Source organism: Caulobacter sp. (assembly GCF_965279145.1).
Lineage (GTDB): Bacteria > Pseudomonadota > Alphaproteobacteria > Caulobacterales > Caulobacteraceae > Caulobacter.
In genome coordinates, this window is sequence record NZ_OZ257139.1 from 1,112,254 (window position 1) to 1,134,067 (window position 21,814).

Sequence of the window (21,814 nt, forward strand, 5' to 3'; positions counted from 1 at the left end):
ATGGCCGGACGCTATCGGCCAGGCCCGAGGGGAACAACCCTCCGCGCCGGATGGAGCCATCCTTACATCTCACGGCGAGACGATCGCCGGTCTGTCCAGGTTGCTCAAGGACGACGCTCCGCGTCGCCGCGGAGCGGCTGGCCGCAGGCCAGTCCTTGACCAACCTGGACAGACCGGCACGCTGCAGCCTCTAAGAGATGTAAGGACGAGCCGGACGCGGGGCGTCGGCTCGCTATCCAAATCGGAGACTTCCGATGTTCATGTGAGGTGTCGACGCCAGGGTCGCTCGCTGGAAAACCACGGCGTGCGCGCAAGCCCATTCAGCGATGATAATCGTAGATTCCAAGCGGTGCCCGGAAGTGACGATGATAGATCTTGAGCCGACTCTTAAACGGATCCGCGCGCTCTTGGCGGAAGATACGGAGCAGAGCGCCACATACGCCGCGCTTGAGGCACGATTGGCACTTGAAAGGGTGTGCTACGACCGACTCCAGCAGCACCACGACTACATTTCGTCCGCGCAGCTAAGGAAGTGGCAGCCTGCCGCCGTGATCAACACTCTAATCGCCGAGGTGGATGAGCACGCCGCAGTGACTCGGACGTTCTCGGTTTCCAAAGGTCCAGCTATCCCTGGAGGAAACCCAGCCGACGAGGAGTACGTGACGGTAGGGACAGAGGTTGGCTTTAATCCGAAATTGGTCGGCGAGCTGTGGAACGCACTCTCTGGGCTGGCGCTGCATGTGAAGCTTCCGAAGAAGCGCGGTGATCACATACCCGACTACGGAGACGCCTGCGCTATTCGCACCAAAGTGGAGGAGGTGCTGACGGAACTGGAGCGCCTCTCTCAAACGACAATGACCTTTTCCGGCTTTGGCCCAGAGGTGTCATTCACATGTTCATGCGGTGAGAAGAATAAGCGCCGGGCTGGTCTGCTAAAGGAGGGCCACTCAACCTTCTGTATAAATCCGAATTGCAAAGCGAGCTACCGCATTACCAAAGATAACGATGAATTCACTTTCGAGTCCGAATTGACCGAGGTCAAATGTGAGAAATGCAACGAGGTGAATTCATGGCCGGTGCGGACCTTTTACTCAATGAAGTACGACCAGACGGCCTCGTTCAATTGCCGTAGCTGCGGGTCTAAGAACTTAGTCAGGTGGCGGTTGATGCGGCGGGTTCGACCGGACGGCGGCCCTACCGCTACCCCCTAAGCCGCCTCAACATCCAGCGAATACCCCGCCGAGCGCACCGTCCGGATCGGATCACCGTCCGCCGAGCCGTTCAGCGCCTTGCGCAGGCGGCCGATGTGCACGTCCACGGTCCGCGCTTCGACATAGACGTCCGATCCCCACACCGCGTCCAGCAGCTGTTCGCGGCTGAACACCCGGCCGGGGTGCTGCATCAGATAGTCGAGCAGGCGGAACTCGGTGGGGCCCAGGTGGATTTCCTTGCCCTGGCGCTTCACCCGGTGGGCGACGCGGTCGATGATGATGTCGCCGACCGTGATGCGGTCGTCGGCCAGGCCCGGGCGGATGCGGCGCAGCACCGCGCGGACGCGGGCGGTCAGTTCCACCATCGAGAACGGCTTGACCACATAGTCGTCGGCGCCGGTGTCGAGGCCCCGGATGCGGTCGCTCTCTTCGCCCCGCGCGGTCAGCATGATGATCGGCACGTTGCGGGTCTCGGCCCGGCCGCGCAGGCGGCGGCAGACCTCGATGCCCGAGACCTTGGGCAGCATCCAGTCCAGGATCACCAGGTCCGGCGCGCGTTCGCTGGCCATGGTGAGGGCTTCCTCGCCGTCGCCGGCGACGCCGATCTGGTAGCCCTCTTTATCGAGGTTGTAGTGCAGCAGGGTGGCCAGGGCGTCCTCGTCCTCGACCACAAGAACATACGGAGTCAAAGCCTGGGTTCCTTAGCGCGGCGTGTCGAGCTTGGGACGCTTGGAGACGATCTCCTCGCCCGTGATCTCGAAGTGAATGATCTCGGCGATGTTGGTGGCGTGGTCGCCGATGCGTTCCAGGTTCTTGGCCACGAACAGCAGGTGGGCGCAGGCGTTGATCGTGCGCGGATCGCCCATCATGTAGGTCAGCAGTTCGCGGAAGATGGCGTTGTAGTGCTCGTCGACCTCTTCATCGCGGCTCCACACGCCGATGGCGCGTTCCAGGTCCGAGGCGCTGTAGGCGTCCAGCACGTCCTTCAGACGGCCCTGCACCAGCTTGCCCATGCGCTCGATCGAGCGGGTCAGGGCGGTCATGGGCTCGGCGTCGGTCAGGATCAGGGCGCGCTTGCCGATGTTCTTGGCCATGTCGCCGCAGCGTTCCAGGCTCATCGAGATCTTCAGCGCGGCGACGGCGTGGCGCAGGTCCACGGCCATCGGCTGGCGCAGGGCGATCAGCTTAAAGGCCTTGCGCTCGATCTCGCCCTGCAGGGCGTCCAGCCGTTCGTCGCGGGCGACGACCTGCTGGGCCAGCGGCGCGTCGCGGCGGGCGATGCACTCGACGGCGTCGGCGATCTGGGCCTCGGCCAGGCCGCCCATGCGGGTGACCTCGGCCGTGAGGTGGTTCAGCTCTTCGCCGTAGGATTTGACGGTATGTTCGGTCATGGCCTGGGTCCTACCGGTTAGCCGAAGCGGCCGGTGATGTAGTCCTGGGTGCGGGTGTCGCGAGGATTGGTGAACATGTCCTCGGTGGTGCCGCTCTCGACCAGCTTGCCCAGGTGGAAGAAGGCGGTCTTCTGCGACACGCGGGCGGCCTGGGCCATCGAGTGGGTGACGATGACGATGCAGAACTGGCTGCGCAGCTCGTCGATCAGTTCCTCGATGCGCGCGGTGGCGATCGGGTCCAGGGCCGAGCAGGGCTCGTCCATCAGGATGACCTGGGGGCTGACGGCGATGGCGCGGGCGATGACCAGGCGCTGCTGCTGGCCGCCGGACAGGCCGGTGCCGGGCTGGTGCAGGCGGTCGGCGACCTCGTTCCAAAGGCCGGCCTTCTTGAGGCTGCTCTCGACGATGGCTTCCAGCTCGGCCTTGCCGGTGGCCAGGCCGTGGATGCGCGGGCCGTAGGCGACGTTCTCGAAGATCGTCTTGGGGAACGGGTTGGGCTTCTGGAACACCATGCCGACGCGCGAGCGCAGGACGACGGGGTCCACCGACTTGGCGTTGACGTCGCTGCCGTCGATCTCGATCGAACCGGTCACCTTGGCCGACGGGATGGTGTCGTTCATCCGGTTGATGCAGCGCAGGAAGGTCGACTTGCCGCAGCCCGACGGGCCGATGAAGGCGGTGACCGACTTGGCCGGGATGTCGATGTTGACGTCGAACAAGGCCTGCTTGTCGCCGTAGAACACGTTGACGTCCTTGGCGCGGATCTTGATCTCGTGGGTCGAGGCCGGAGGATAGATCTTCGGCGCGGCCGTCTTGATCGAGGACGAGGCGACCGAGTCGTCGGGGCTGGCGGTGGTCATGGCGTGTCCCTGGACGAGGGGAAGGGCGGAAGGGTTCAAAATCATGAGGTCTACCAGCGGCGCTCGAAGCGGCGGCGCAGGATGACGGCCGCGGCGTTCATGACGATCATGAAGACCAGGAGGACGATGATGGCCGCGGCGGTGCGTTCATGGAAGGCGCGCTCGGAAGCGTTCTCCCAGATGAACACCTGCACGGGCAGCACGGTGGCGGCGCCGGTGAAGCCTTCCGGAACGCCGGGCACGAACGAGACCATGCCGATCATCAGCAGCGGCGCGGTCTCGCCCAGGGCGTGGGCCAGCGACAGGATGGCGCCGGTCATCACGCCGGGCATGGCCAGCGGCAGCACGTGGTGAAAGACCGTCTGGGTCTTGGACGCGCCGACGCCCAGGGCGGCTTCGCGGATCGAGGGCGGCACGGCCTTCAGCGCCGAGCGGGTGGCGATGATCACCGTGGGCAGGGCCATCAGGGCCAGCACCAGACCGCCGACCAGCGGCGAGGAGCGCGGCACATGCAGCCAGTTGATGAACAGGGCCAGGCCCAGCAGGCCGTAGACGATCGACGGCACGGCGGCCAGGTTGTTGATGTTGACCTCGATGACGTCGGTCCAGCGGTTCTTCGGAGCGAACTCTTCCAGATAGACGGCGGCCATCACGCCCACCGGCACGGCGATCATCGCGGTGATCAGCAGCATCATGGCCGAACCGACCACGGCGCCCAGCACGCCGGCCTGTTCAGGCTCGGTGGAGTCCGAATTGGTGAAGAAGGCGAAGTTGAAGCCGGCCTTGACCGAGCCGTCCTTCTTCAGCTGGTCCAGCCAGTTCAGTTGCTGGTCGTCCAGCTTGCGGTCTTCCTGCGGGGTCGAGCGCTTGATCTGGCCCTTGAAATAGAGGTCGGCGTCGGCCTTGAACGGGCCGGTGACGGTGACGGTCTTGCCGATCAGCGACTTGTCGGCCTTGAGCTGGTTGAGCAGCTGGAAGCCGAAGTCGCGGCTGATCAGGTCCATGACCTTGCCCGAGGTGGTGCCCAGGTCATCGTCCTGCACGCCCAGCTTCTTCATCGTCGCCTCGGCCACGATGTAGTCGTAGTTGACGCCCTCGAGGTCGGTCGTGTCGATGCGGTCCGGGCTGAGATAGACCGGGATGCTCAGGGTGTGGGTCTCGAAGGTGGTGTAGCCCTGGGCCACGATCCGGCCGACCAGCACCACCAGGAAGATCATGGCGATGGTGATCGCGGCCAGGCCCTGGGCCTTGAACCAGACCTCGGCGCGGTGACGCTTCTTCAGGCGGGCTTCCATGGCGGACATCGGCGCGGCGGAACCGACGGGGGCGGTGACGTCAGTCATACTGTTCCCGATACTTCTGGACGATGCGCAGGGCGATGATGTTGAGGCCCAGGGTCACGACGAACAGCGTCAGGCCCAGGCCGAAGGCCGAGAGGGTCTTGGGGCTGTCGAACTCCTGGTCCCCGGTCAGCAGGGTGACGATCTGCACGGTTACGGTGGTGACCGTGTCGAGGGGGTTGGCGGTCAGCTTGGCCTGCAGGCCGGCGGCCATGGTGACGATCATGGTCTCGCCCACGGCGCGGGACACGGCCAGCAGCATGGCGGCCATGATGCCCGGCAGGGCGGCGGGCAGGACCACCTTCTTGACCGTCTCGGACTTGGTGGCGCCCATGGCGTAGCTGCCGTCGCGCAGGCTCTGCGGCACCGAGTTGATGATGTCGTCCGACAGCGACGAGACGAAGGGGATCAGCATGATGCCCATCACCACCCCGGCCACCAGGGCCATCTGGTTCTGGACCTGCATCAGATATTCGGCGACGCCCGGGAAGGGTCCGCCGACCATCATCTCGCCCAGGCCGTTGAAGAAGGCGCGGAACAGCGGCCCGACGGTCAGGGCGGCGAAGAAGCCGTAGACCACGGTCGGCACGCCGGCCAGGATCTCGAGCAGCGGCTTGATCGTCGCGCGCACCGGGCGGCTGGCGTATTCCGAAAGATAGATGGCCGAGTAGAGGCCCACCGGGGCGGCCACGGCCATGGCGATCAGCATGATCAGGAAGGTGCCGGCAAACAGCGGCACCGCGCCGAACGCGCCCTCGGCGGCCACCTGGTCGGCGCGCATGGCGATCTGCGGGCTCCACTCGGTGCCCAGCAGGAACGAGATCGGCGAGATGCTCTGGAAGAAGCGCCAGCTTTCCCAGACCAGCGACAGGACGATGCCCAGGGTGGTCAGGACGGCGGCGATCGAGCAGGCCAGCAGCAGGCCGCCGACCCAGCCCTCGACCCGGTTGCGGGCCCGGAAATCGGCCGAAAGGCGCGGGAAGGCCAGCAGGAAGCCCGCCAGGGCCAGCACCGCGGCCAGACCCAGAACCGAATAGCGGATCAGGTTGTCGATGCGCTTGGCCTCGGCGACCTTGACGTCGAGGGCGGCCTTCAGCTCGCCCTCATAGGCCACTTCGCTGGGCGCGACGCCCTGGGCGATGGCCTGGGCGTCGCTGAAGAAGACGGCCTGGCGGTCGGGGTCCTGGGCGCTGACGATGGCGGGCCGCTGGGCCTGCAGCATGGCGTCCTCGACCCGACCGCCGAACATGGCGCCCAGCAGCAGCAGCATGGCGGCGGGCACGCCGGCCCATAGCGCCGCGTAGCTGCCGTAGTAGCCGGGAAGGGAATGGAGAACGCGCTTGGCGCCGCCAGCGGTCTTCACGGCGCGATTGCGGCCGAGCGTGTAGGCGATGCTCGAAAACAGCGCCAGGAAGATGAGCGAGAGCCAGGTCAGCATGCGTGCGGCGGGGTCTTGCGCGAAGGGTTGCGGAGACGTCGCACAGCGCGCCGTCCCGCCCCGGTAGAGCTATGCCCGCCCGGCGCTGTGCTTATGCGACGGTTACGTGACAGTTTAACGACAGCCCCCGGCCCCTCGTGTCGAAGCCGCCCACAGGGAATGGTGAACGGAAACGCAGCCGTGGCCGTTGTGTGTTTCCCGGGGGGCAAAGCGTTCACGCCCGAGATCGAAAGGGCGAGGCATGACGCTGCAGCAGGGACTGTCGTTTGGTTTGATCGGCGCCACGGTGGTGCTCTTCATCTGGGGGCGGTGGCGCTATGACCTGATCGCCCTGGGCGCCCTGGCCGTGGGCGTCGTCTTCGGGCTGATCCCCATCAAGGCCGCGTTCGACGGCTTTTCCAACGACATCGTCATCATCATCGCCAGCGCCCTGGTGCTGAGCGCCGCCATCGCGCGCTCGGGGCTGGTCGACACGCTGATGGCTCCCCTGCTGCCGCACCTGAAGGACGAGCGCACCCAGGTTCCCGTGCTGGCGACCGTGACCACCGTCCTGTCGATGGCCACCAAGAACGTCGGGGCCCTGGCCCTGATGATGCCGTCGGCCCTGCGGATCGCGCGCAACACCGATGTCTCGCCCAGCAGGCTGCTGATGCCGATGTCGTTCGGCTCGCTGGTCGGCGGGCTGGCGGTGCTGGTCGGGACCTCGCCCAACATCATCGTCTCCGAAGTGCGCCAGCAGGCGCTGGGCAAGCCGTTCAAGATGTTCGACTTCCTGCCGGTGGGCGGAACCCTGGCGGTGATGGCGGTCATCTATCTGGCGTTCGCCTACCGCCTGCTGCCCAAGGCGCGCACCGCCTCGATCGACATGGACGCGGCGCTGGCGGCCAACGCCTATGTCACCGAGGTGGCCGTGCCCGACGGCTGGAGTTTCGAGCAGTCGCGGGTCGCCGACCTGCAGAAATCGGCCGGGAACGCGGTTGTGGTGGTGGCCCTGCTGCGCGGCCGCAAGCGGATGGCCTCGCCCCACCCCAACCGCAAGATCCTGCCCGGCGACGTGCTGCTGCTCGAGGGCCAGCACGAGGCGCTGGACGAGCTGATCGTCAAGGCAAAGCTGAAGCTGACCGACGCCGACCGACCGATCGTCATGGAAGAGCCCACCGACGAGGTGAGGGTCGTCGAGGCCGTCATCGGCGCCCAGTCGGACCTGATCGGCCAGACCGCCAAGGGCCTGACGCTGAACGAGACCTACGGCGTCAACCTGCTGGGGGTCAGCCGGGCCGGCTATCGCATGGCCGGCCGCCTGGCGACCGTGCGGATGCGGGCCGGAGACATCCTGGTGCTGCAGGGCGCAGAACAGCTGCTGCCGGGCGCCCTACAGGCCCTGGGCTGCCTGCCGCTGGCCGAGCGCGAGGTTCGCCTGGGCGGCTTTCGTCACGCCCTGCTGCCGACCGCGATCCTGATCGTGGCCATGGTGCTGGTGGCGACGGGCGTGCTGCCGGTGGCGGCCGGCTTCTTCGCCGCCGCCGTGCTGGTGGTGGCGACGGGCGCCCTGCGCATGCGTGAGGCCTATGCGGCGCTGGATGCACCCGTGCTGGTGCTGGTGGCCGCCCTGATCCCCGTCAGCGACACGGTGCAGGCCAGCGGCGGCACGGACCTGATCGCCGGCTGGCTGTCGGGCGCGTTCCACGGCATGCCGCCGCTGCTGACCCTGACGGCGATGATGGCCGTGGCCATGGCCGCGACGCCGTTCCTCAACAATGCCGCCACGGTGCTGATCGTCGCCCCGATCGGCCTGGGCCTGGCCAAGCATCTGGGCCTGAGCCCCGATCCCTTCCTGATGGCGGTGGCGGTGGGCGCGGGGTGCGATTTCCTGACGCCCGTCGGCCACCAGTGCAACACGCTCATCCTGGGGCCCGGCGGCTATCGCTTCAGCGACTATGCCCGGCTGGGCGCGCCCCTGACGGTGCTGATCCTGCTGGTCGCGCCCAGCCTGATCGCGCTGGTCTGGCCGTTCGTCGGTCGATGAGGCCCAGGCGGCCGGTTCAGCTCAGCCGGTCGCGGAAGTCGGCGTAGTCGAAGCGCTTGACCAGCCGCAGGGCGTCGTCGGCGCTGTTCCACAGGGCGATGGCCGGCAGGGGCACGCCGTTGAAGGTGTTGGTCTTGACCATCGAATAGTGGGCCTGGTCGAGGAAGGCGATGCGCGTTCCCGGCGTAGGCCGCTGGGCGAAGACGTAGTCGCCGATGATGTCGCCGGCCAGGCACGAGGGCCCGCCGATCCGCACGGCGACGCCGTCCTCGGTCTCGCCCATCATCGCCGGACGATAGGGCGCCTCGATCACGTCAGGCATGTGACAGGTGGCCGAGATGTCGGTGATGGCGACGGGCAGGCCGTTGTCGAAGGTGTCGAGGATCTCGCCCACCAGGATGCCGGCGTCCAGGGCGATGGCCTCGCCGGGCTCCAGATACACCTGGACGCCATGGCGCTGGGCGATCTGGCCCAGCAGCACGACCAGATCGTCGATCCGGTAGTCGGCGCGGGTAATGTGATGGCCGCCGCCGAGGTTAAGCCACTTCACGCCGGTCAGCAGACCTTCCAGCTTGGGCTCCAGCGACGCCCAGATCCGCTGCAGAGGCTCGAAGCCCTGCTCGCACAGGGCATGGACGTGCAGGCCGTCGACGCCCCGCATGTGCTCGGGCCGCAGCTGCGACACCGGGAAGCCCAGCCGCGAGCCGCGCTGGCAGGGGTCGTACTTGGCGACCTCGGCCTCGCTGTGCTCGGGATTGAGGCGCAGGCCGATATCGAAGACCTCGCCCTGGGCGCGCGCCGCCGCGATCAGGTCGCCGAAGCGGGCGATCTGGTCGGGCGCGTTGAAGATCACCGAGTCGGACAGCCGCAGGATCTCGGGCAGATCCTCGCGCTTGTAGGCCGGCGAATAGGTGGTCAGGTGGCCGTGATAGAACTCGCGGGCCAGCCGCGCCTCCCACAGGCCCGAGGCGCAGACGCCGTCCAGGTACTCGCCGACCACATCGGCCAGCGACCACATCGAGAACGCCTTCAGCGCCAGCAGCACCTTGGCGCCGCCCCGCTGGCCGACGTCCCGAAGGGTGGCCAGATTGCGCCGCACCGCCGCCTCGTCGACCACGAAACAGGGCGACGGGACGCGGTTCAGATCAAAGCGCGCGAAAGCGCCGGGACCGGCGGCCTTGGTTTCCATGCTGGTTTCCCGGGGTCGTCAGAAGTCGAGCGGCGCCGCCAGGTCCTGGATCTTCCAGGGCAGGCCGTGCTTGTTCAGCATGTCCATGAACGGATCGGGATCCAGCTGTTCCATGTTGAACACGCCCTGGCCCTTCCACTGGCCGGTCAGCATCAGCGCCGCGCCGATCATGGCCGGGACGCCGGTGGTGTAGCTGACCGCCTGGTTGCCGGTCTCGGCATAGGCTTCCTCGTGATCGCAGACGTTGTTGACGTAGACCGTGCGGGCCTTGCCGTCCTTCTCGCCGGTGGCGATCGTGCCGATATTGGTCTTGCCCTTGGTGATCGGGCCCAGCGAGGCCGGCTCCGGCAGCAGGGCTTTCAGGAACTCGATCGGAATGATCTCGCGGCCCTGGAACATCACCGGGTCGATCCGGGTCATGCCCACGTTCTGCAGCACGTCCAGATGCTTGAGATACGAGTCGCCGAAGGTCATCCAGAAGCGGATGCGCTTGATCTCCGGATAGAACTTGGCCAGCGATTCCAGCTCCTCATGATACATGAGGTACATGTTCTTCTCGCCGACCTGGTCGAAGTCGAACACCTGCTTGTGCGACAGGGCCGGGCCCTCGACCCACTGGCCGTTTTCCCAGTGCCGCGACGGCGCGGTCACTTCGCGGATGTTGATTTCCGGATTGAAGTTGGTGGCGAAGGGCAGGCCCGTGTCGCCGCCGTTACAGTCCAGGATGTCGAGCGTGTCGATCCGGTCCAGCAGGTGCTTCTTGGTGTAGGTGGTGAACACCGAGGTCACGCCCGGGTCGAAGCCGCTGCCCAGCAGCGCCATCAGGCCCGCGTCGCGGAAGCGGTCCTGATAGGCCCACTGCCAGCTGTATTCGAACTTGGCTTCCTCGCGCGTCTCGTAGTTGGCGGTGTCGAGGTAGTTCACGCCGGCGGCCAGGCAGGCGTCCATGATGTTCAGGTCCTGGTAGGGCAGGGCCAGATTGACCACCAGGGCCGGCTTGACCGCCTGGATCAGCGCCGTGGTCGCGGCGACGTCGTCGGCGTCCAAGGCGGCCGTGTCGATGGTCACGCCGGTGCGCGACTTCACCGACGCGGCGATGGCGTCGCACTTCGACTTCGTGCGACTCGCCAGCGTGATGTGCGAGAACACATCGGCGTTCATCGCCATCTTGTGGACGGCGACCGAACCGACGCCACCTGCGCCGATAACCAGCACCCTGCTCATCTGTGCCTCTCCTGAACCCTGACAACCTCGGGCGGCATGACTGCCAATATACGGGGCGGGGGTCTTATCATGAGGATGGTAACTCCGCTAACCACCCTTTGATGACGATAGAAACATCCGCCATCACGTTGGTTTACGGTAAAGTTTACCCTCAGACGCGGCTTTCGTTCCCCTGTGTCGGGTCTTGATCCCCTTTTCGCGGACCGGACGCCGAGTCGGCGCGGCCCGCGCGGCGGTCAAGACAGGGCCAGAGCGACCCGATCCGTCTTCGCGCCGCCCAGAGGGAAGATCATCGCCATAAAACGCCCGCGCGACAGATTATCCAGACGATCACAACAGTCCTCGCGAGGCTATCAACAGATTAATCACGCGTATAGAAACATGAACTCCGTGTAATATATCGCCAATGTAATCTACCTTTCCGCCTTGTAACTTGAGATGAAGGCGTCGGATCGGCAGACCTCTGAAGCGTAAGTTTCTCGGGGGGACCGATGACCAGACTCATTCTGCTGGCCACCACGGCTGTTGTGTTGACCGCCGGCTCGGCCTTCGCCGCCGACGCGCCTCAAACCGCCGAGGCCCCGGCGGCGCGGGACGCCAGCCAGAGCGGCGTTCTGGTCTTCACCCCCGACTTCTTCGCCGCCCAGCGCCCCAACACAGCGCTGGACATGGTCAATCGCGTGCCGGGCTTCTCGGTCAACGACGGCTCGGGCGCGCGCGGCTTCGAGGGCGCGGTCGGCAATATCCTGATCAACGGCGCCCGCCCGGCCTCCAAGAACGACACCGGCTCCAACGTCCTGTCGCGCACCCCGGCCAACCAGGTGGAGCGCGTCGAGCTGATCCGCGGCGGCGCGGCGGGCGTCGACATGCAGGGCTATTCGGTGATCGTGAACGTGATCCTGAAGACCACCAACAGCCGGCAGTCAGTGCTGACCTGGAACGCCCAGCTGTTCGACGGCGGCCACGATGTGTACGGCGGCTCCTACCAGTTCACCGCCCGCAACGGCGACCACAGCTGGGGCGTCACCCTGTCGGACGGCATGGGGACGAGCGACTCCAACGGCCCGGGGCGCACGATCCGCCGCGACGGCGCGGGCGCGGTGACGCGCGACGAATTCTACCAGAACGACGGCTGGGGCGGCGGCAACGGGATCCGGGGCAACTACAACGGGCCCCTCGCCGGCGGCAAGCTGGACGCCACGGCCCGCTACGGGATCAACGACTGGCAGGAATGGAGCCTGCAGCGCTCGCCCGTCGCCCTGCGTGAGAGCAACTACGCCGAAGACAGCAAGAGCGGCGAACTGGGCCTGACCTGGACGCGCCCGCTGAAGCCGAAATGGACCCTGGAAACCCGGGTGATCCACGAGTTCGAGCATTTCGACAACGTCTCCACCGGCGACGAGACCCTGGCCGGCGCGGCCAAGCCCCAGCAGCGGTTCAGCGCCGACGGAAAGTCGTCGGAGTCGATCTTCCGCGCCCTGGTGCGCAACGAGCGCTCGGCGGCCCTGACGATCGAGGCCGGCGGCGAGGTCGCCTACAACATGCTGGACGTTCACCAGGCCTTCGCGGTGGGCGGCGTGGCCGTTCCCCTGCCCTCGGCCTCGGTCAAGGTCGAGGAGACGCGCGGCGAGGCCTTCTCCAAGGTGACCTGGCGGGCAAGCCCCAAGCTGTCGCTGGAAGGCGGCCTGCGGCTGGAGACCTCGACGCTGAAGCAGTCTGGCGACGCCGACCAGGAAAAGAGCTTCTTCTTCGCCAAGCCGCGCTTCCTGGCCACCTGGACGCCGATCGAGAAGAACCAGCTTCGCTTCCGGTTCGAGCGCGAACTGGGCCAGCTGGACTTCGAGGACTTCGCCGCCTCGGCCGAGCTGGAGGACAGCAATGTCTATGGCGGCAATGTCGATCTGGAGCCGGAGCAGCGCTGGATCGCCGAGCTGACCTATGAGCGCCGGTTCCTGGGCGAGGGCATCGTCTCGATCGGCTATCGCCACGACAGGATCATCGGCGTCATCGACCGCCTGCCCCTGCCGGGCGGCCTGTCGGCGACGGGCAATATCGGCAACGGCACGCTGGACAAGCTGTCGCTGAACATCGTCCTGCCGGTCGAGAAGCTGGGCATCCCCGGCGGTCGCTTCACCTTCAAGAACGACTGGAACGAGACCCACGTCACCGATCCCACCACCGGCCGGGACCGGCCGATCTCGCGCGTGCGCCCCACCCAGGCCAATCTCGGCTTCCAGCAGGATCTGGTCCGCTACAAGACCCAGTGGGGGGTCAACTGGCTGCCGCTGCTGGGCCAGGGCACCTACGGCCCCGACCAGGCCAGCACCTGGCGCGGCGCGAACTATTACGAGGCCTTCGTCGAGTACAAGCCGACCCCGACCCTGGCGATCCGCGCCCAGCTGAATATCTGGGACGACTATACCCAGCAGCGCATCGTCTATGCCGATCGCACGACGCGGGCGGTGTCGTTCATCGAGGACCGCGCCATCGACCCGAACACCTTCGTGTCGCTGCGGGTGCGGCAGACGTTCTAGGGCGGCGCGGCGTCAGGCCTCGGCCGGCGCCGCCACGGCTGCCTCGACCTCGGCCCCGGCCTTGCACATCGGCAGGTAGACGCCGAACATCGCCCCCTCGCCCTGGATGCTTTCCACCGTCAGGCCGCCGCGGTGGCGGTTCATGATGTGCTTGACGATGGCCAGGCCCAGGCCCGTGCCGGAGCGGTCGCCGCTTTTCTGGCCTTCGACACGATAGAAGCGTTCGGTCAGGCGCGGCAGGTGCTCGCGGGCCAGGCCCGGCCCCCGGTCGGTGACGCGCAGGGCGGCGTAGCGCTCGCCGGCGGCGTGGTCGGGCGTCAGCAGCGACATCCGCGCCGCCGTCGGGTCACGCGGCGCGGCGGCCGCGTCGGCGGACAGGCCGGGATAGAGCTCGATCCGCACCACCCCGTCGCGCGGCGTATATTTGATCGCGTTGTCGATCAGGTTCTGGATCACCTGGATGATCTGGTCGCGATCGCCCTCGACCACCGCCGCGCCGCGCGGCGGCAGGACGGGATCGAAGCTGACGGCCTTTTCCCGGGCCTGGGGGGCCAGGGCGTCGATGACGTCAATGGCGGCCATGGCCAGGTCCACCCGGCCCAGCGGGGCGATGTGCTCGTTCAGCTCGATGCGCGACAGGCTCATCAGGTCATCGATCAGCCGCGACATCCGCTCGGCCTGGGCCAGCATGATGCCCAGGAACTTGTCGCGGGCCCCGGCGTCGTCCTTGGCGTGGCCGCGCAGGGTCTCGATGAAGCCCGACAGCGAGGCCAGCGGCGTGCGCAGTTCGTGGCTGGCGTTGGCCAGGAAGTCGGCGCGGGTGCGCTCGCTGCGGCGGGCGTCGGTCTCGTCGCGCATCACCAGCAGCGCCAGGCGCGTGCCCTCGGGGCCCTCGCTGAGCGGACGGGCATAGGCGATCCACGACCGGCCCTGGGTGCCGCCGGTCTCATATTCGACGGCCCGCTCGATCTCGCCGAACAGGGCCTCGTCCACCGCCTCCAGCACCTGGGGATTGCGCACGGCGGTGACCAGCAGGGTTCCCTCGCGCTGGATCCGGAAAAGCTCGCGGGCGGCGGCGTTGGCGAACACGAAGCGGCGGCCGGTCAGGTCATCGGCCTCCTCGGCGGCGATCACCATCAGCGGATCGGGCAGGCGCTCCAGGATGGTGGCGAACGGCGCGCCGCCAGGCTTGGCGGCGCCGGAGCGGGTGGTGGGCGCCAGGTCATCGACGGGATGGACCGGGACCTCGGCCGCGCGGCGACGGGCGTTCAGATAGAGCCCGCCCGCGCCCGCCGCGATCGCCGCCATCACGGCCGGACCCGTCTGGGCCGCGCCGGTCATGGCCAGGATCAGGATCGTCGCCGGACCCACCATGACAGGCAGGATCGATCGCGCCGCCACGCGCGGGCCGGTCAGGAAGGATTGTTTCGCCGGCGACATGGACACCGCGCCTTGATTCTCGCCGGAAGGGATTCGACGAACCAGATATGGCGCCCTGATACGCCATGCGATAGACGGTTGGCCGCTCTAATGCGTGTCCGTCGCGTCGCCTACCGCAATTTCGCCGCAACGTGACGCAAGTTAGGGTCTGGGTTCTTCTCCGAGGTAACGTACGTAATGAAGCGCAAGGTCCTGGTCGCGACAGTCGCAGCCGCTCCTATCCTGGCTTTGGCGTTCGGCGCTTCGGCTGAAACCACGGTCTCGACGGCCCGTACAACCCCGATCGCCACCTCCACGGCGACGGGAACGGCGGCCGATGACATCAAGGTGACGGCGGACGGGTCGATCAAACCCACCACGTCGGGAGCCCTGGTCAGCCTCGACAGCAACAACAAGGTCACCAACCTGGGGACCCTGGCCACGGTCGGGGTCAATGATTCGACCGGCGTGCTGATTCTGGGCGGCAAGACGGGATCGCTGACCAACTCCAACTCGATCTCGCTGACCGAGGACTACACCCCGACCGACACCGACTCGGACGGCGACCTCGACGGTCCCTTCGCCAAGGGCAGCAACCGCTTCGGCATCCGCCTGACCGGCCCTGGCGCCTTTACCGGCGACATCATCAATGACTCGACCGGCGCGATCGCGATCGAGGGCAACAACTCGGCCGGCGTCTCGCTGGAAAGCCAGCTGATCGGCAACTTCACCAACAGCGGATCGATCACCGTCCTGGGCGACAACACCGCCGGCGTGCGCGTGAACGCCCCGGTCACGGGCAAGGTCACGCTCGGCGGAGGGATCAGCGTCCAAGGCGCCAACGCCGTTGGCGCGGCGCTTGATTCCAACATCAGCGGCAATGCGACCCTGAACGGCTCGGTGACATCGACCGGCTATCGCTACACCTCGCGCGCCGGGACCAAGGCCGCGCTGGACGCGCTGGACGCCGACGACCTGCTGCAAGGCGGCCCCGCCGTCCGCGTCGGCGGCGACGTCGGCGGCGGCCTCCTGCTGCAAGGCGTCAGCAACTCCACCGCCGTGGGCGCGGATGGCAATATCACCACCACGACCGTCACCTCGACGACTTCGGGCACCTCAAGCATCACCAGCTATGGCGCCGCGCCGGCCCTGCTGATCGGCTCCGACACCCGCAACGTCACTCTGGGCGCTGTCGGCGCCTCGGACCTGTCCTTCGGCCTGGTGGCCAAGGGCTCGATCACCGCCTCGGGTGTCTATGACAAGGTCAGCGCGACCGGCGTCCAAATCGGCGGCGGCGCGGGCGGCTTCAGCACCACCCTCGCCGGCGGCGTTCGCAACGACGGCCAGATCAGCGTGACCGCCAGCGAGGCCGACGCCACCGGCCTGAAACTGGGGTCAGGCGCCTCGGCCAACACGATCCTCAATCGCGGCTCCGTCGCCGCCAATTCCAGCTCCTATGCGGCGTCCGGCGTAACCGCCAGCGCCCGGGCGATCGTGATCGGAACCGGCGCCGCCGTAACGGCGCTGAACAACACCAACACTATCGCCGCCCTCAGGACCGGCGAGACCGGCGACGCCGTCGGCATTCTCGACCAGTCCGGCACGCTGAAGACGATCACCAACACCGGCACGATCCGCGCCCTGGTGGCCGCGCCCACCACGACGAACACGGGCGCCGCCGCGACCGCCACCGCAAAGGGCTCGGCCATAGCCATCGACCTGCGCGCCAACGCCTCCGGCGTTAGCGTGATCCAGTCGGGGCCGTCGTCCTTCACGTCGACCAGCACGTTTCCGTCGACCGACACCGTCACCACCACCACCAGCGCCGCGACCGCCCCCACCGCGCCGGCGATCATTGGCGACGTGCTGTTCGGCGCCGGCGACGACAGCCTGAGCGTACAGAGCGGCAGCCTGATCGGCGCAATGTCGTTCGGGGCGGGCGCCGACCGCCTGACCATCGACGGCGGCGCGCTGGCCCTTGGCAACCTGACCGACAGCGACGGCCGTCTGGCCATCACCGTCGGCAAGGGCAGCCTGGGCATCGCCAACGCCGCGACCATCAACGCCACCAGCCTCAATGTCGGCTCGACCGGCAAAATCCTGTTCACCGCCGATCCGACGGCGGGGACCAACACCCGGCTGGCGGTTTCCGGCGCGGCCAACATCGCCAGCGGGGCCGAACTGGGCATCCGCCTGACGGGCCTGGTCAAGCAGCCGACCACCTACACCGTCGTCACGGCCGGCACGCTGACGGTCGGCGCGCTGGGCAGCGGCCTGCTGGCCGATTCGCCCTATCTGTACGTCGCCTCGGGCCGCTCGGACGCCAACAACGTCTATATCGACGTGCGTCGCCGCACGGCCGCCGAGATCGGCATGAGCCGTTCGGAAGCCGGCGCCTATGACGCCGTGTTCGCGGCCCTGGGCAATGACAGCGGAATCGCCACCACCTTCCTGGCCCAGAACGGCAAGGACGGCTTCCTGAACCTGTATGACCAGATGCTGCCCAACCAGGGCGAGGGTCTGTTCGCCTCGCTGCAGTCGGCCAACCAGATGATCTCGGCCGCTACCGCCGTCCGCCCCGACAAGGGCGAGCGCTATGGCCCCGACAGCCTCTGGATCCAGGAAATCAACTCGCTGGTCCGCCGCGACGATGGCGCCACCCAGGGCTCGGACAACCAGGCCTTCGGCTTCGTGGCCGGCTATGAGGCCATGGGCGACGCCGGCGGGGCGCTGGGCCTGACCCTGGCCTATGTGAACGCCGAGGAACACGACACCCGCGCCCAGGTCGGCGAGCAGACCACCGCCTCGTTCGTGCAGGGCGGCGCCTACTGGCGTCGGTCGATCGGCGCCTGGACCCTCAACGCCGGCGGCGGCGCCGGCTATGGCTGGTTCGACGGCGAACGTCGCTTCATCGCGCCGGACGCCAACAGCGACGGCGTGGCGGACCTGATCCGCAAGTACAGCTCCAGCTGGAACGCCGCCACGGCCAACCTGTTCGCCGGCGCGGCCTATGAGGCCAAGTTTGGTCGCTACTTCGCCCGCCCCGAGGGCCGGGTGGACTACGTCATGCTGCGCGAGGGCGCTCATGGCGAAAAGGCCAGCGCGGCCGAGGGCAAGGGCAGCGCCCAATCGATCGCTCGCCGCAACTCCAGCAACCTGTCGGGCGAGTTCGGCATCGCGTTCGGCGCCGACTACGGCAAGGAGCTGTGGTGGCGCCCGGAAGTGCGGGTCGGCTATCGCCAGACCCTGGCGGGCCAAGTGGGCGATACCGTCGCCCGCTTCACCGGCGGCAGCCCCTTCACCCTGGCGGCCCTGGACGACAAGCAGGGCGCCGTGACCCTGGGCTTCTCGCTGAAGGCCGGCACGCCGATGTCGTACCTGGCCCTCGAGGGCGGCGCCGAGGCCACCAAGAAGCAGAAGCGCTACAACCTGCGCCTTGCCGGCCGAGCGATGTTCTAAAGGCTGATCCGGCGGGCGTCTCAGACGCCCGCCGGGCCCGACCTGGGGCCATTTCGATCCGTCAACGGATTGAACTTAAACCTTGTAAACCCTTCATCTCATTGGTTTTAAACGAGATTCGCGGACCGACCGCGACGATAGGTCACGCCTCCAGAAAATCTCAAAGCCGCGTTTCCTAATCTCCATTTAACTACTAGGAATAATCGTCTTCCCTATCACCAACAGGCCGACGCCCGTCGCGGCGCCGGAAGGGGAAGATCCATGACCACCACCAAGACCGCCTTGCGCGTCGCGCTGATCGCCGGCGTTTCGTTCCTGACGATGGCCGGCGCCGCCTCGGCCCAGACCGCCTCGCCCGCCGACGCCGAGGCGCGCATCGCCGCCCTCGAAGCGCAGCTCAGCGCCCTTTCCAGCCAGATCGCCGACCTCAAGGCCGCCACCGCCGCCAGCCTCAAGGACGTCCGCGCCACCCAGAGCGCCACCACCGTCAGCATCGCCGGCGGCAAGCCGACCATCGCCTCGGGCGACGGCGCCTTCAGCGCCACCTTCCACGGCGTCATGCAGCTGGATGTCGCCCAGTATTATCAGGACAAGGGCCTGCCGGCCGTGATCGGCAACGCCCGCGATCTGAATAGCGGCACCAATTTCCGCCGCGGCCGCCTCGGCGTCGACGGCAAGGCCTTCAAGGTGTTCGACTACGGCATCCTGCTCGACTTCGGCGGCGCCGGCACGGACGGCGCGACCGTGCTGCAGGAGTTGTATCTCCAGTACAACTACGCCCCCTTCAAGGTGAAGGTCGGCGCCTTCGCTCCCAATGTGGGCCTGGAAGACGCCGCCTCGACCAACGGCGCTCTGTTCCCCGAGCGCCCGTCGGCCGCCGAGGCCGCGCGCGGCCTGGCCGGCGCGGACCGTCGCATCAGCCTGCAGGCCCAGACCGTGGGCGAGCGCTGGATCCTGTCCGGCGCGGTGACCGGCGCCAAGGCCGGCGACGCCCAGACCTTCGACGAGCAACTGGGCTATGTCCTCCGCTTTGCCGGCACGCCCCTGAAGGGCGAGGACTGGCTGATCCACGCCGGCGTCAACGCCAGCGGCGTGATCACGCCGGCCCAGACCACGGCCCTGACCGGCGCCTATGGCGTCACCCTCCAGGACCGGCCGGAACTGCGCGTGGACGGCCAGCAGCTGGTGTCCACGGGTTCGGTCGATGCGACCGGCGCCCAGCACTACGGCCTGGAACTGGCGGCGCAGAAGAAGAACCTGCTGATCCAGGGCGAGTACTTCGACTACAAGATCGAGCGCCGCAACGCGGCCGCCGGCGTCAGCGATCCGAAGTTCACGGGCTGGTACATCGAGGGCGGCCTGGTGCTGACCGGCGAGACCCGCAAGTACAACACCGGAACCTTCGCCTTCGACGCGCCGACGATCGCCAAGCCCTTCGACCTGAAGAAGGGCCAGTGGGGCGCCTGGGAGCTGGCGGCCCGCTATTCGGTTCTCGATCTGAACCATCACGAGAACGCCGTCCTGGCGGCGGACCGCGTGCGCGGCGGCGAACAGACGATCTCGACGGTCGGCGTCAACTGGTTCCCCAATTCGGTGACCAAGTTCTCGCTGGACTATCTGGATGTCAGTATCGACCGCAAGGACCCGGCCGGCGGTCTGGTTGGCCTCAGCCAGGACTATCAGGCCGTCAACTTCCGCAGCCAGTTCGCGTTCTAGTCAACAGGCGCGTCTGCCCCTCCCCTAAGACCTCCACGAAGGATCGTCCTCATGAGCGAATTCTCAAAGTCCCCCTCTCGCCGCGGTGTCCTGACGGGCGCCTCGGCGGGCGCAGCGACCTTGGCGACATCCGCCATGATGGGCGGTCCGGCGTCGGCCCAGGGCGTCAAACCGCTGACCCTGCTGAACGTCAGCTATGACCCCACGCGGGAGCTCTACAAGGACATCAACGCCGCCTATGCCGCGTACTGGAAGGACAAGGTCGGCCAGACCCTGACCATCAACCAGAGCCACGGCGGCTCGGGCAAGCAGGCCCGCTCGGTGATCGACGGCCTGCAGGCCGACGTCGTCACCCTGGCCCTGGCCTACGACATCGACGAGATCGCCGCCAAGGCCAAGCTGCTGCCGGCCAACTGGCAGTCGCGCCTGCCCAACAACTCCACGCCCTACACCTCGACGATCGTGTTCCTGGTCCGCAAGGGCAATCCCTGGAAGATCAGGGACTGGGGCGACCTGATCAAGGACGGCGTCGACGTCATCACCCCCAACCCCAAGACCTCGGGCGGGGCGCGCTGGAACTATCTGGCCGCCTGGGCCTGGGCGCTGAAGCAACCCGGCGGCAGCCCGGCCAAGGCCCAGGCCTATCTGGAAAAGCTGTTCAAGAACGTGCCGATCCTCGACACCGGCGCGCGCGGCGCGACCACCACCTTCACCCAGCGCGGCATCGGCGACGTGCTGCTGTCCTGGGAGAACGAGGCCTATCTCGCGCAGGAGGAACTGCCGGGCAAGTTCGACATCGTCTATCCGTCGATCTCGATCCTGGCCGAGCCGCCGGTGGCGCTGGTCGACAGGAACGTCGACCGTCACAAGACCCGCCTGGCCGCCGAGGGCTATTTGAACTTCCTCTACAGCCCCCTGGCCCAGGACCTGATCGGCAAGAACCACTACCGTCCGCGCGGCGCGGCGGCGGCGGCGGCGAAATACGCCAGCAAGTTCAAGAATATCCCGCTGGTCACCATCGACGACACGTTCGGCGGCTGGAAGAAGGCGCAGGCCACCCACTTCGCCGACGGCGGCCTGTTCGACAAGATCTACCAGCCGAAATAGGCGCGCGCGCCGACCGCTGATCGCGAGGCGGTTCCTCCCCATTTGTCGCCTCGCGCGCGCGGCGTGGATCCCGGCGGGATTCACGCCGCGCTCTTTTTCGGCCATGTTGGAAACCCGACATAGCGGGAACCCGCCCCTTGCCGGCGCGTTAGCCGCGATGTTGAGCGATGTTGTGGGGGATTGAATGCCAGATCGGCCGATCACATGACGGATGTCTCCGAGACCTCGCGGCTCGACCTCGAAAGACTGGTCGCCGAGCGCACCCTGGAGCTGACCCAGGCGCTGGAGCAGAAGACGGCCCTGCTCCACGAGGTGGACCACAGGGTCAAGAACAACCTCCAGCTCATCTCGTCGCTGCTGCTTCTGCAAAATCGCCGCGTCTCGGACGTGGCGGTCAAGGCGGCGATGCGCGGCATGCTGGACCGGGTCAACGCCATCGCCACCGTTCACCGCCGCCTGTTCCAGAGCGAGGACGTCGAGCGCTTCGACGTCTCGGCCTTCGTGCGCGACCTGGTGGCCGACGTGATGGGCGGCGGCGGTCGCGACGATATCCAGTTCAACCTCGATCTGGAGCGGGTCGATGTGGCGGCGGCCAAGGCCGCGCCCCTGGCGCTGGTGATCAATGAGCTGCTGTCCAATTCCATGCGTCACGCCTTCCCGGACAGCCGCGCCGGGCGGATTTTCGTGGGCATCACCCGGACGGACAACGATTTCCGGATCGAAATCACCGACGACGGCGTTGGTAGGGAGAATTCGGCGAACACGTCCGGTTTCGGCCTGACGATCGTTCAGCTGCTCTGCCAGCAGCTGAAGGCGCGGTGCGAAACCACGGACGCCTCGCCCGGTACGCGCGTTGTGATCAACTTGCCCGTAAACGGCGCGCATCATTAGCTCGGGCGA

At 67.1% G+C, this 21,814-nt stretch carries 14 protein-coding genes and 1 pseudogene; 7 read left to right on the plus strand and 8 right to left on the minus strand.

Annotated elements, in window-relative coordinates:
• The first annotated feature begins 365 nt into the window (after positions 1-365).
• Complete coding sequence (locus ACQY9P_RS05130; protein ID WP_421736340.1) at positions 366-1,211, plus strand: hypothetical protein; 846 nt, start codon at positions 366-368, stop codon at positions 1,209-1,211.
• Here the strand turns inward: ACQY9P_RS05130 and phoB are convergent.
• From phoB to pstC, 5 genes are read right to left on the minus strand one after another with little or no spacing between them, the layout of a single operon-like run.
• Complete coding sequence (gene phoB, locus ACQY9P_RS05135; protein WP_421736339.1) at positions 1,208-1,900, minus strand: phosphate regulon transcriptional regulator PhoB; 693 nt, start codon at positions 1,898-1,900, stop codon at positions 1,208-1,210. The two genes, ACQY9P_RS05130 and phoB, sit on opposite strands and share 4 nt — an antisense overlap.
• Positions 1,901-1,912: 12 nt before the next feature.
• The gene (gene phoU, locus ACQY9P_RS05140; protein WP_421736338.1) at positions 1,913-2,602 is read right to left on the minus strand and encodes a phosphate signaling complex protein PhoU; all 690 of its coding nucleotides are present in this window, start codon (positions 2,600-2,602) and stop codon (positions 1,913-1,915) included.
• A 17-nt stretch (positions 2,603-2,619) separates the two neighbouring features.
• Positions 2,620-3,462 carry a phosphate ABC transporter ATP-binding protein PstB gene (gene pstB, locus ACQY9P_RS05145; RefSeq protein WP_421736337.1) on the minus strand — a complete coding sequence of 281 codons (843 nt, stop codon included), beginning with the start codon at positions 3,460-3,462 and terminating at the stop codon, positions 2,620-2,622.
• Between the two features lie 50 nt (positions 3,463-3,512).
• Positions 3,513-4,805, minus strand: a complete 1,293-nt coding sequence (gene pstA, locus ACQY9P_RS05150) for a phosphate ABC transporter permease PstA (protein WP_421736336.1) — start codon at positions 4,803-4,805, stop codon at positions 3,513-3,515.
• The gene (gene pstC, locus ACQY9P_RS05155; RefSeq protein WP_421736335.1) at positions 4,798-6,240 is read right to left on the minus strand and encodes a phosphate ABC transporter permease subunit PstC; all 1,443 of its coding nucleotides are present in this window, start codon (positions 6,238-6,240) and stop codon (positions 4,798-4,800) included. The genes pstA and pstC overlap by 8 nt, the downstream gene beginning before the upstream one ends.
• A 241-nt stretch (positions 6,241-6,481) precedes the next feature.
• Between pstC and ACQY9P_RS05160 the strand changes: the two genes are divergently transcribed.
• Positions 6,482-8,266 (plus strand): SLC13 family permease, encoded by a 1,785-nt coding sequence (locus ACQY9P_RS05160; protein WP_421736334.1) that lies wholly within the window; start codon positions 6,482-6,484, stop codon positions 8,264-8,266.
• Positions 8,267-8,282: 16 nt separating this feature from the next.
• On the opposite strand, the gene ACQY9P_RS05165 is transcribed toward ACQY9P_RS05160, so the two are convergent.
• Positions 8,283-9,455: a carboxynorspermidine decarboxylase gene (locus tag ACQY9P_RS05165; RefSeq protein ID WP_421736333.1), complete on the minus strand. Its 1,173-nt coding sequence runs from the start codon at positions 9,453-9,455 to the stop codon at positions 8,283-8,285.
• A gap of 18 nt (positions 9,456-9,473) precedes the next feature.
• The gene (locus ACQY9P_RS05170; protein ID WP_421736332.1) at positions 9,474-10,679 is read right to left on the minus strand and encodes a saccharopine dehydrogenase C-terminal domain-containing protein; all 1,206 of its coding nucleotides are present in this window, start codon (positions 10,677-10,679) and stop codon (positions 9,474-9,476) included.
• 491 nt (positions 10,680-11,170) lie between these two features.
• Here ACQY9P_RS05170 and ACQY9P_RS05175 point away from each other — a divergent pair, with 491 nt between their 5' ends.
• Positions 11,171-13,213, plus strand: coding sequence for a TonB-dependent receptor plug domain-containing protein (locus ACQY9P_RS05175; protein ID WP_421736331.1), 2,043 nt, complete (start codon positions 11,171-11,173; stop codon positions 13,211-13,213).
• A 12-nt stretch (positions 13,214-13,225) separates the two neighbouring features.
• On the opposite strand, the gene ACQY9P_RS05180 is transcribed toward ACQY9P_RS05175, so the two are convergent.
• On the minus strand, positions 13,226-14,587 hold the full coding sequence (locus ACQY9P_RS05180) for a sensor histidine kinase (RefSeq protein WP_421738252.1): 1,362 nt from the start codon (positions 14,585-14,587) through the stop codon (positions 13,226-13,228).
• A gap of 243 nt (positions 14,588-14,830) precedes the next feature.
• On the opposite strand from ACQY9P_RS05180, the gene ACQY9P_RS05185 reads away from it, so the two are divergent.
• From ACQY9P_RS05185 to ACQY9P_RS05200, 4 genes and pseudogenes are all read left to right on the plus strand, one after another.
• Complete coding sequence (locus tag ACQY9P_RS05185; protein WP_421736330.1) at positions 14,831-18,091, plus strand: autotransporter domain-containing protein; 3,261 nt, start codon at positions 14,831-14,833, stop codon at positions 18,089-18,091.
• A gap of 261 nt (positions 18,092-18,352) precedes the next feature.
• Positions 18,353-19,807, plus strand: coding sequence for an OprO/OprP family phosphate-selective porin (locus ACQY9P_RS05190; protein ID WP_421736329.1), 1,455 nt, complete (start codon positions 18,353-18,355; stop codon positions 19,805-19,807).
• Between the two features lie 51 nt (positions 19,808-19,858).
• On the plus strand, positions 19,859-20,914 hold the full coding sequence (locus tag ACQY9P_RS05195) for a sulfate ABC transporter substrate-binding protein (protein ID WP_421736328.1): 1,056 nt from the start codon (positions 19,859-19,861) through the stop codon (positions 20,912-20,914).
• A gap of 237 nt (positions 20,915-21,151) precedes the next feature.
• Positions 21,152-21,805, plus strand: a pseudogene (locus ACQY9P_RS05200) (sensor histidine kinase); the annotation flags it as partial.
• Positions 21,806-21,814 lie beyond the last annotated feature (9 nt).

Excerpts from the sequence above, each read along its gene's own strand:
- ACQY9P_RS05130 (WP_421736340.1), top strand. The coding sequence starts at position 366 with ATGATAGATCTTGAGCCGACTCTTAAACGGATCCGCGCGCTCTTGGCG.
- phoU (WP_421736338.1), bottom strand. The coding sequence starts at position 2,602 with ATGACCGAACATACCGTCAAATCCTACGGCGAAGAGCTGAACCACCTC.
- pstB (WP_421736337.1), bottom strand. The coding sequence starts at position 3,462 with ATGACCACCGCCAGCCCCGACGACTCGGTCGCCTCGTCCTCGATCAAG.
- pstA (WP_421736336.1), bottom strand. The coding sequence starts at position 4,805 with ATGACTGACGTCACCGCCCCCGTCGGTTCCGCCGCGCCGATGTCCGCC.
- pstC (WP_421736335.1), bottom strand. The coding sequence starts at position 6,240 with ATGCTGACCTGGCTCTCGCTCATCTTCCTGGCGCTGTTTTCGAGCATC.
- ACQY9P_RS05160 (WP_421736334.1), top strand. The coding sequence starts at position 6,482 with ATGACGCTGCAGCAGGGACTGTCGTTTGGTTTGATCGGCGCCACGGTG.
- ACQY9P_RS05165 (WP_421736333.1), bottom strand. The coding sequence starts at position 9,455 with ATGGAAACCAAGGCCGCCGGTCCCGGCGCTTTCGCGCGCTTTGATCTG.
- ACQY9P_RS05170 (WP_421736332.1), bottom strand. The coding sequence starts at position 10,679 with ATGAGCAGGGTGCTGGTTATCGGCGCAGGTGGCGTCGGTTCGGTCGCC.
- ACQY9P_RS05175 (WP_421736331.1), top strand. The coding sequence starts at position 11,171 with ATGACCAGACTCATTCTGCTGGCCACCACGGCTGTTGTGTTGACCGCC.
- ACQY9P_RS05180 (WP_421738252.1), bottom strand. The coding sequence starts at position 14,587 with ATGGTGGGTCCGGCGACGATCCTGATCCTGGCCATGACCGGCGCGGCC.
- ACQY9P_RS05185 (WP_421736330.1), top strand. The coding sequence starts at position 14,831 with ATGAAGCGCAAGGTCCTGGTCGCGACAGTCGCAGCCGCTCCTATCCTG.
- ACQY9P_RS05190 (WP_421736329.1), top strand. The coding sequence starts at position 18,353 with ATGACCACCACCAAGACCGCCTTGCGCGTCGCGCTGATCGCCGGCGTT.
- ACQY9P_RS05195 (WP_421736328.1), top strand. The coding sequence starts at position 19,859 with ATGAGCGAATTCTCAAAGTCCCCCTCTCGCCGCGGTGTCCTGACGGGC.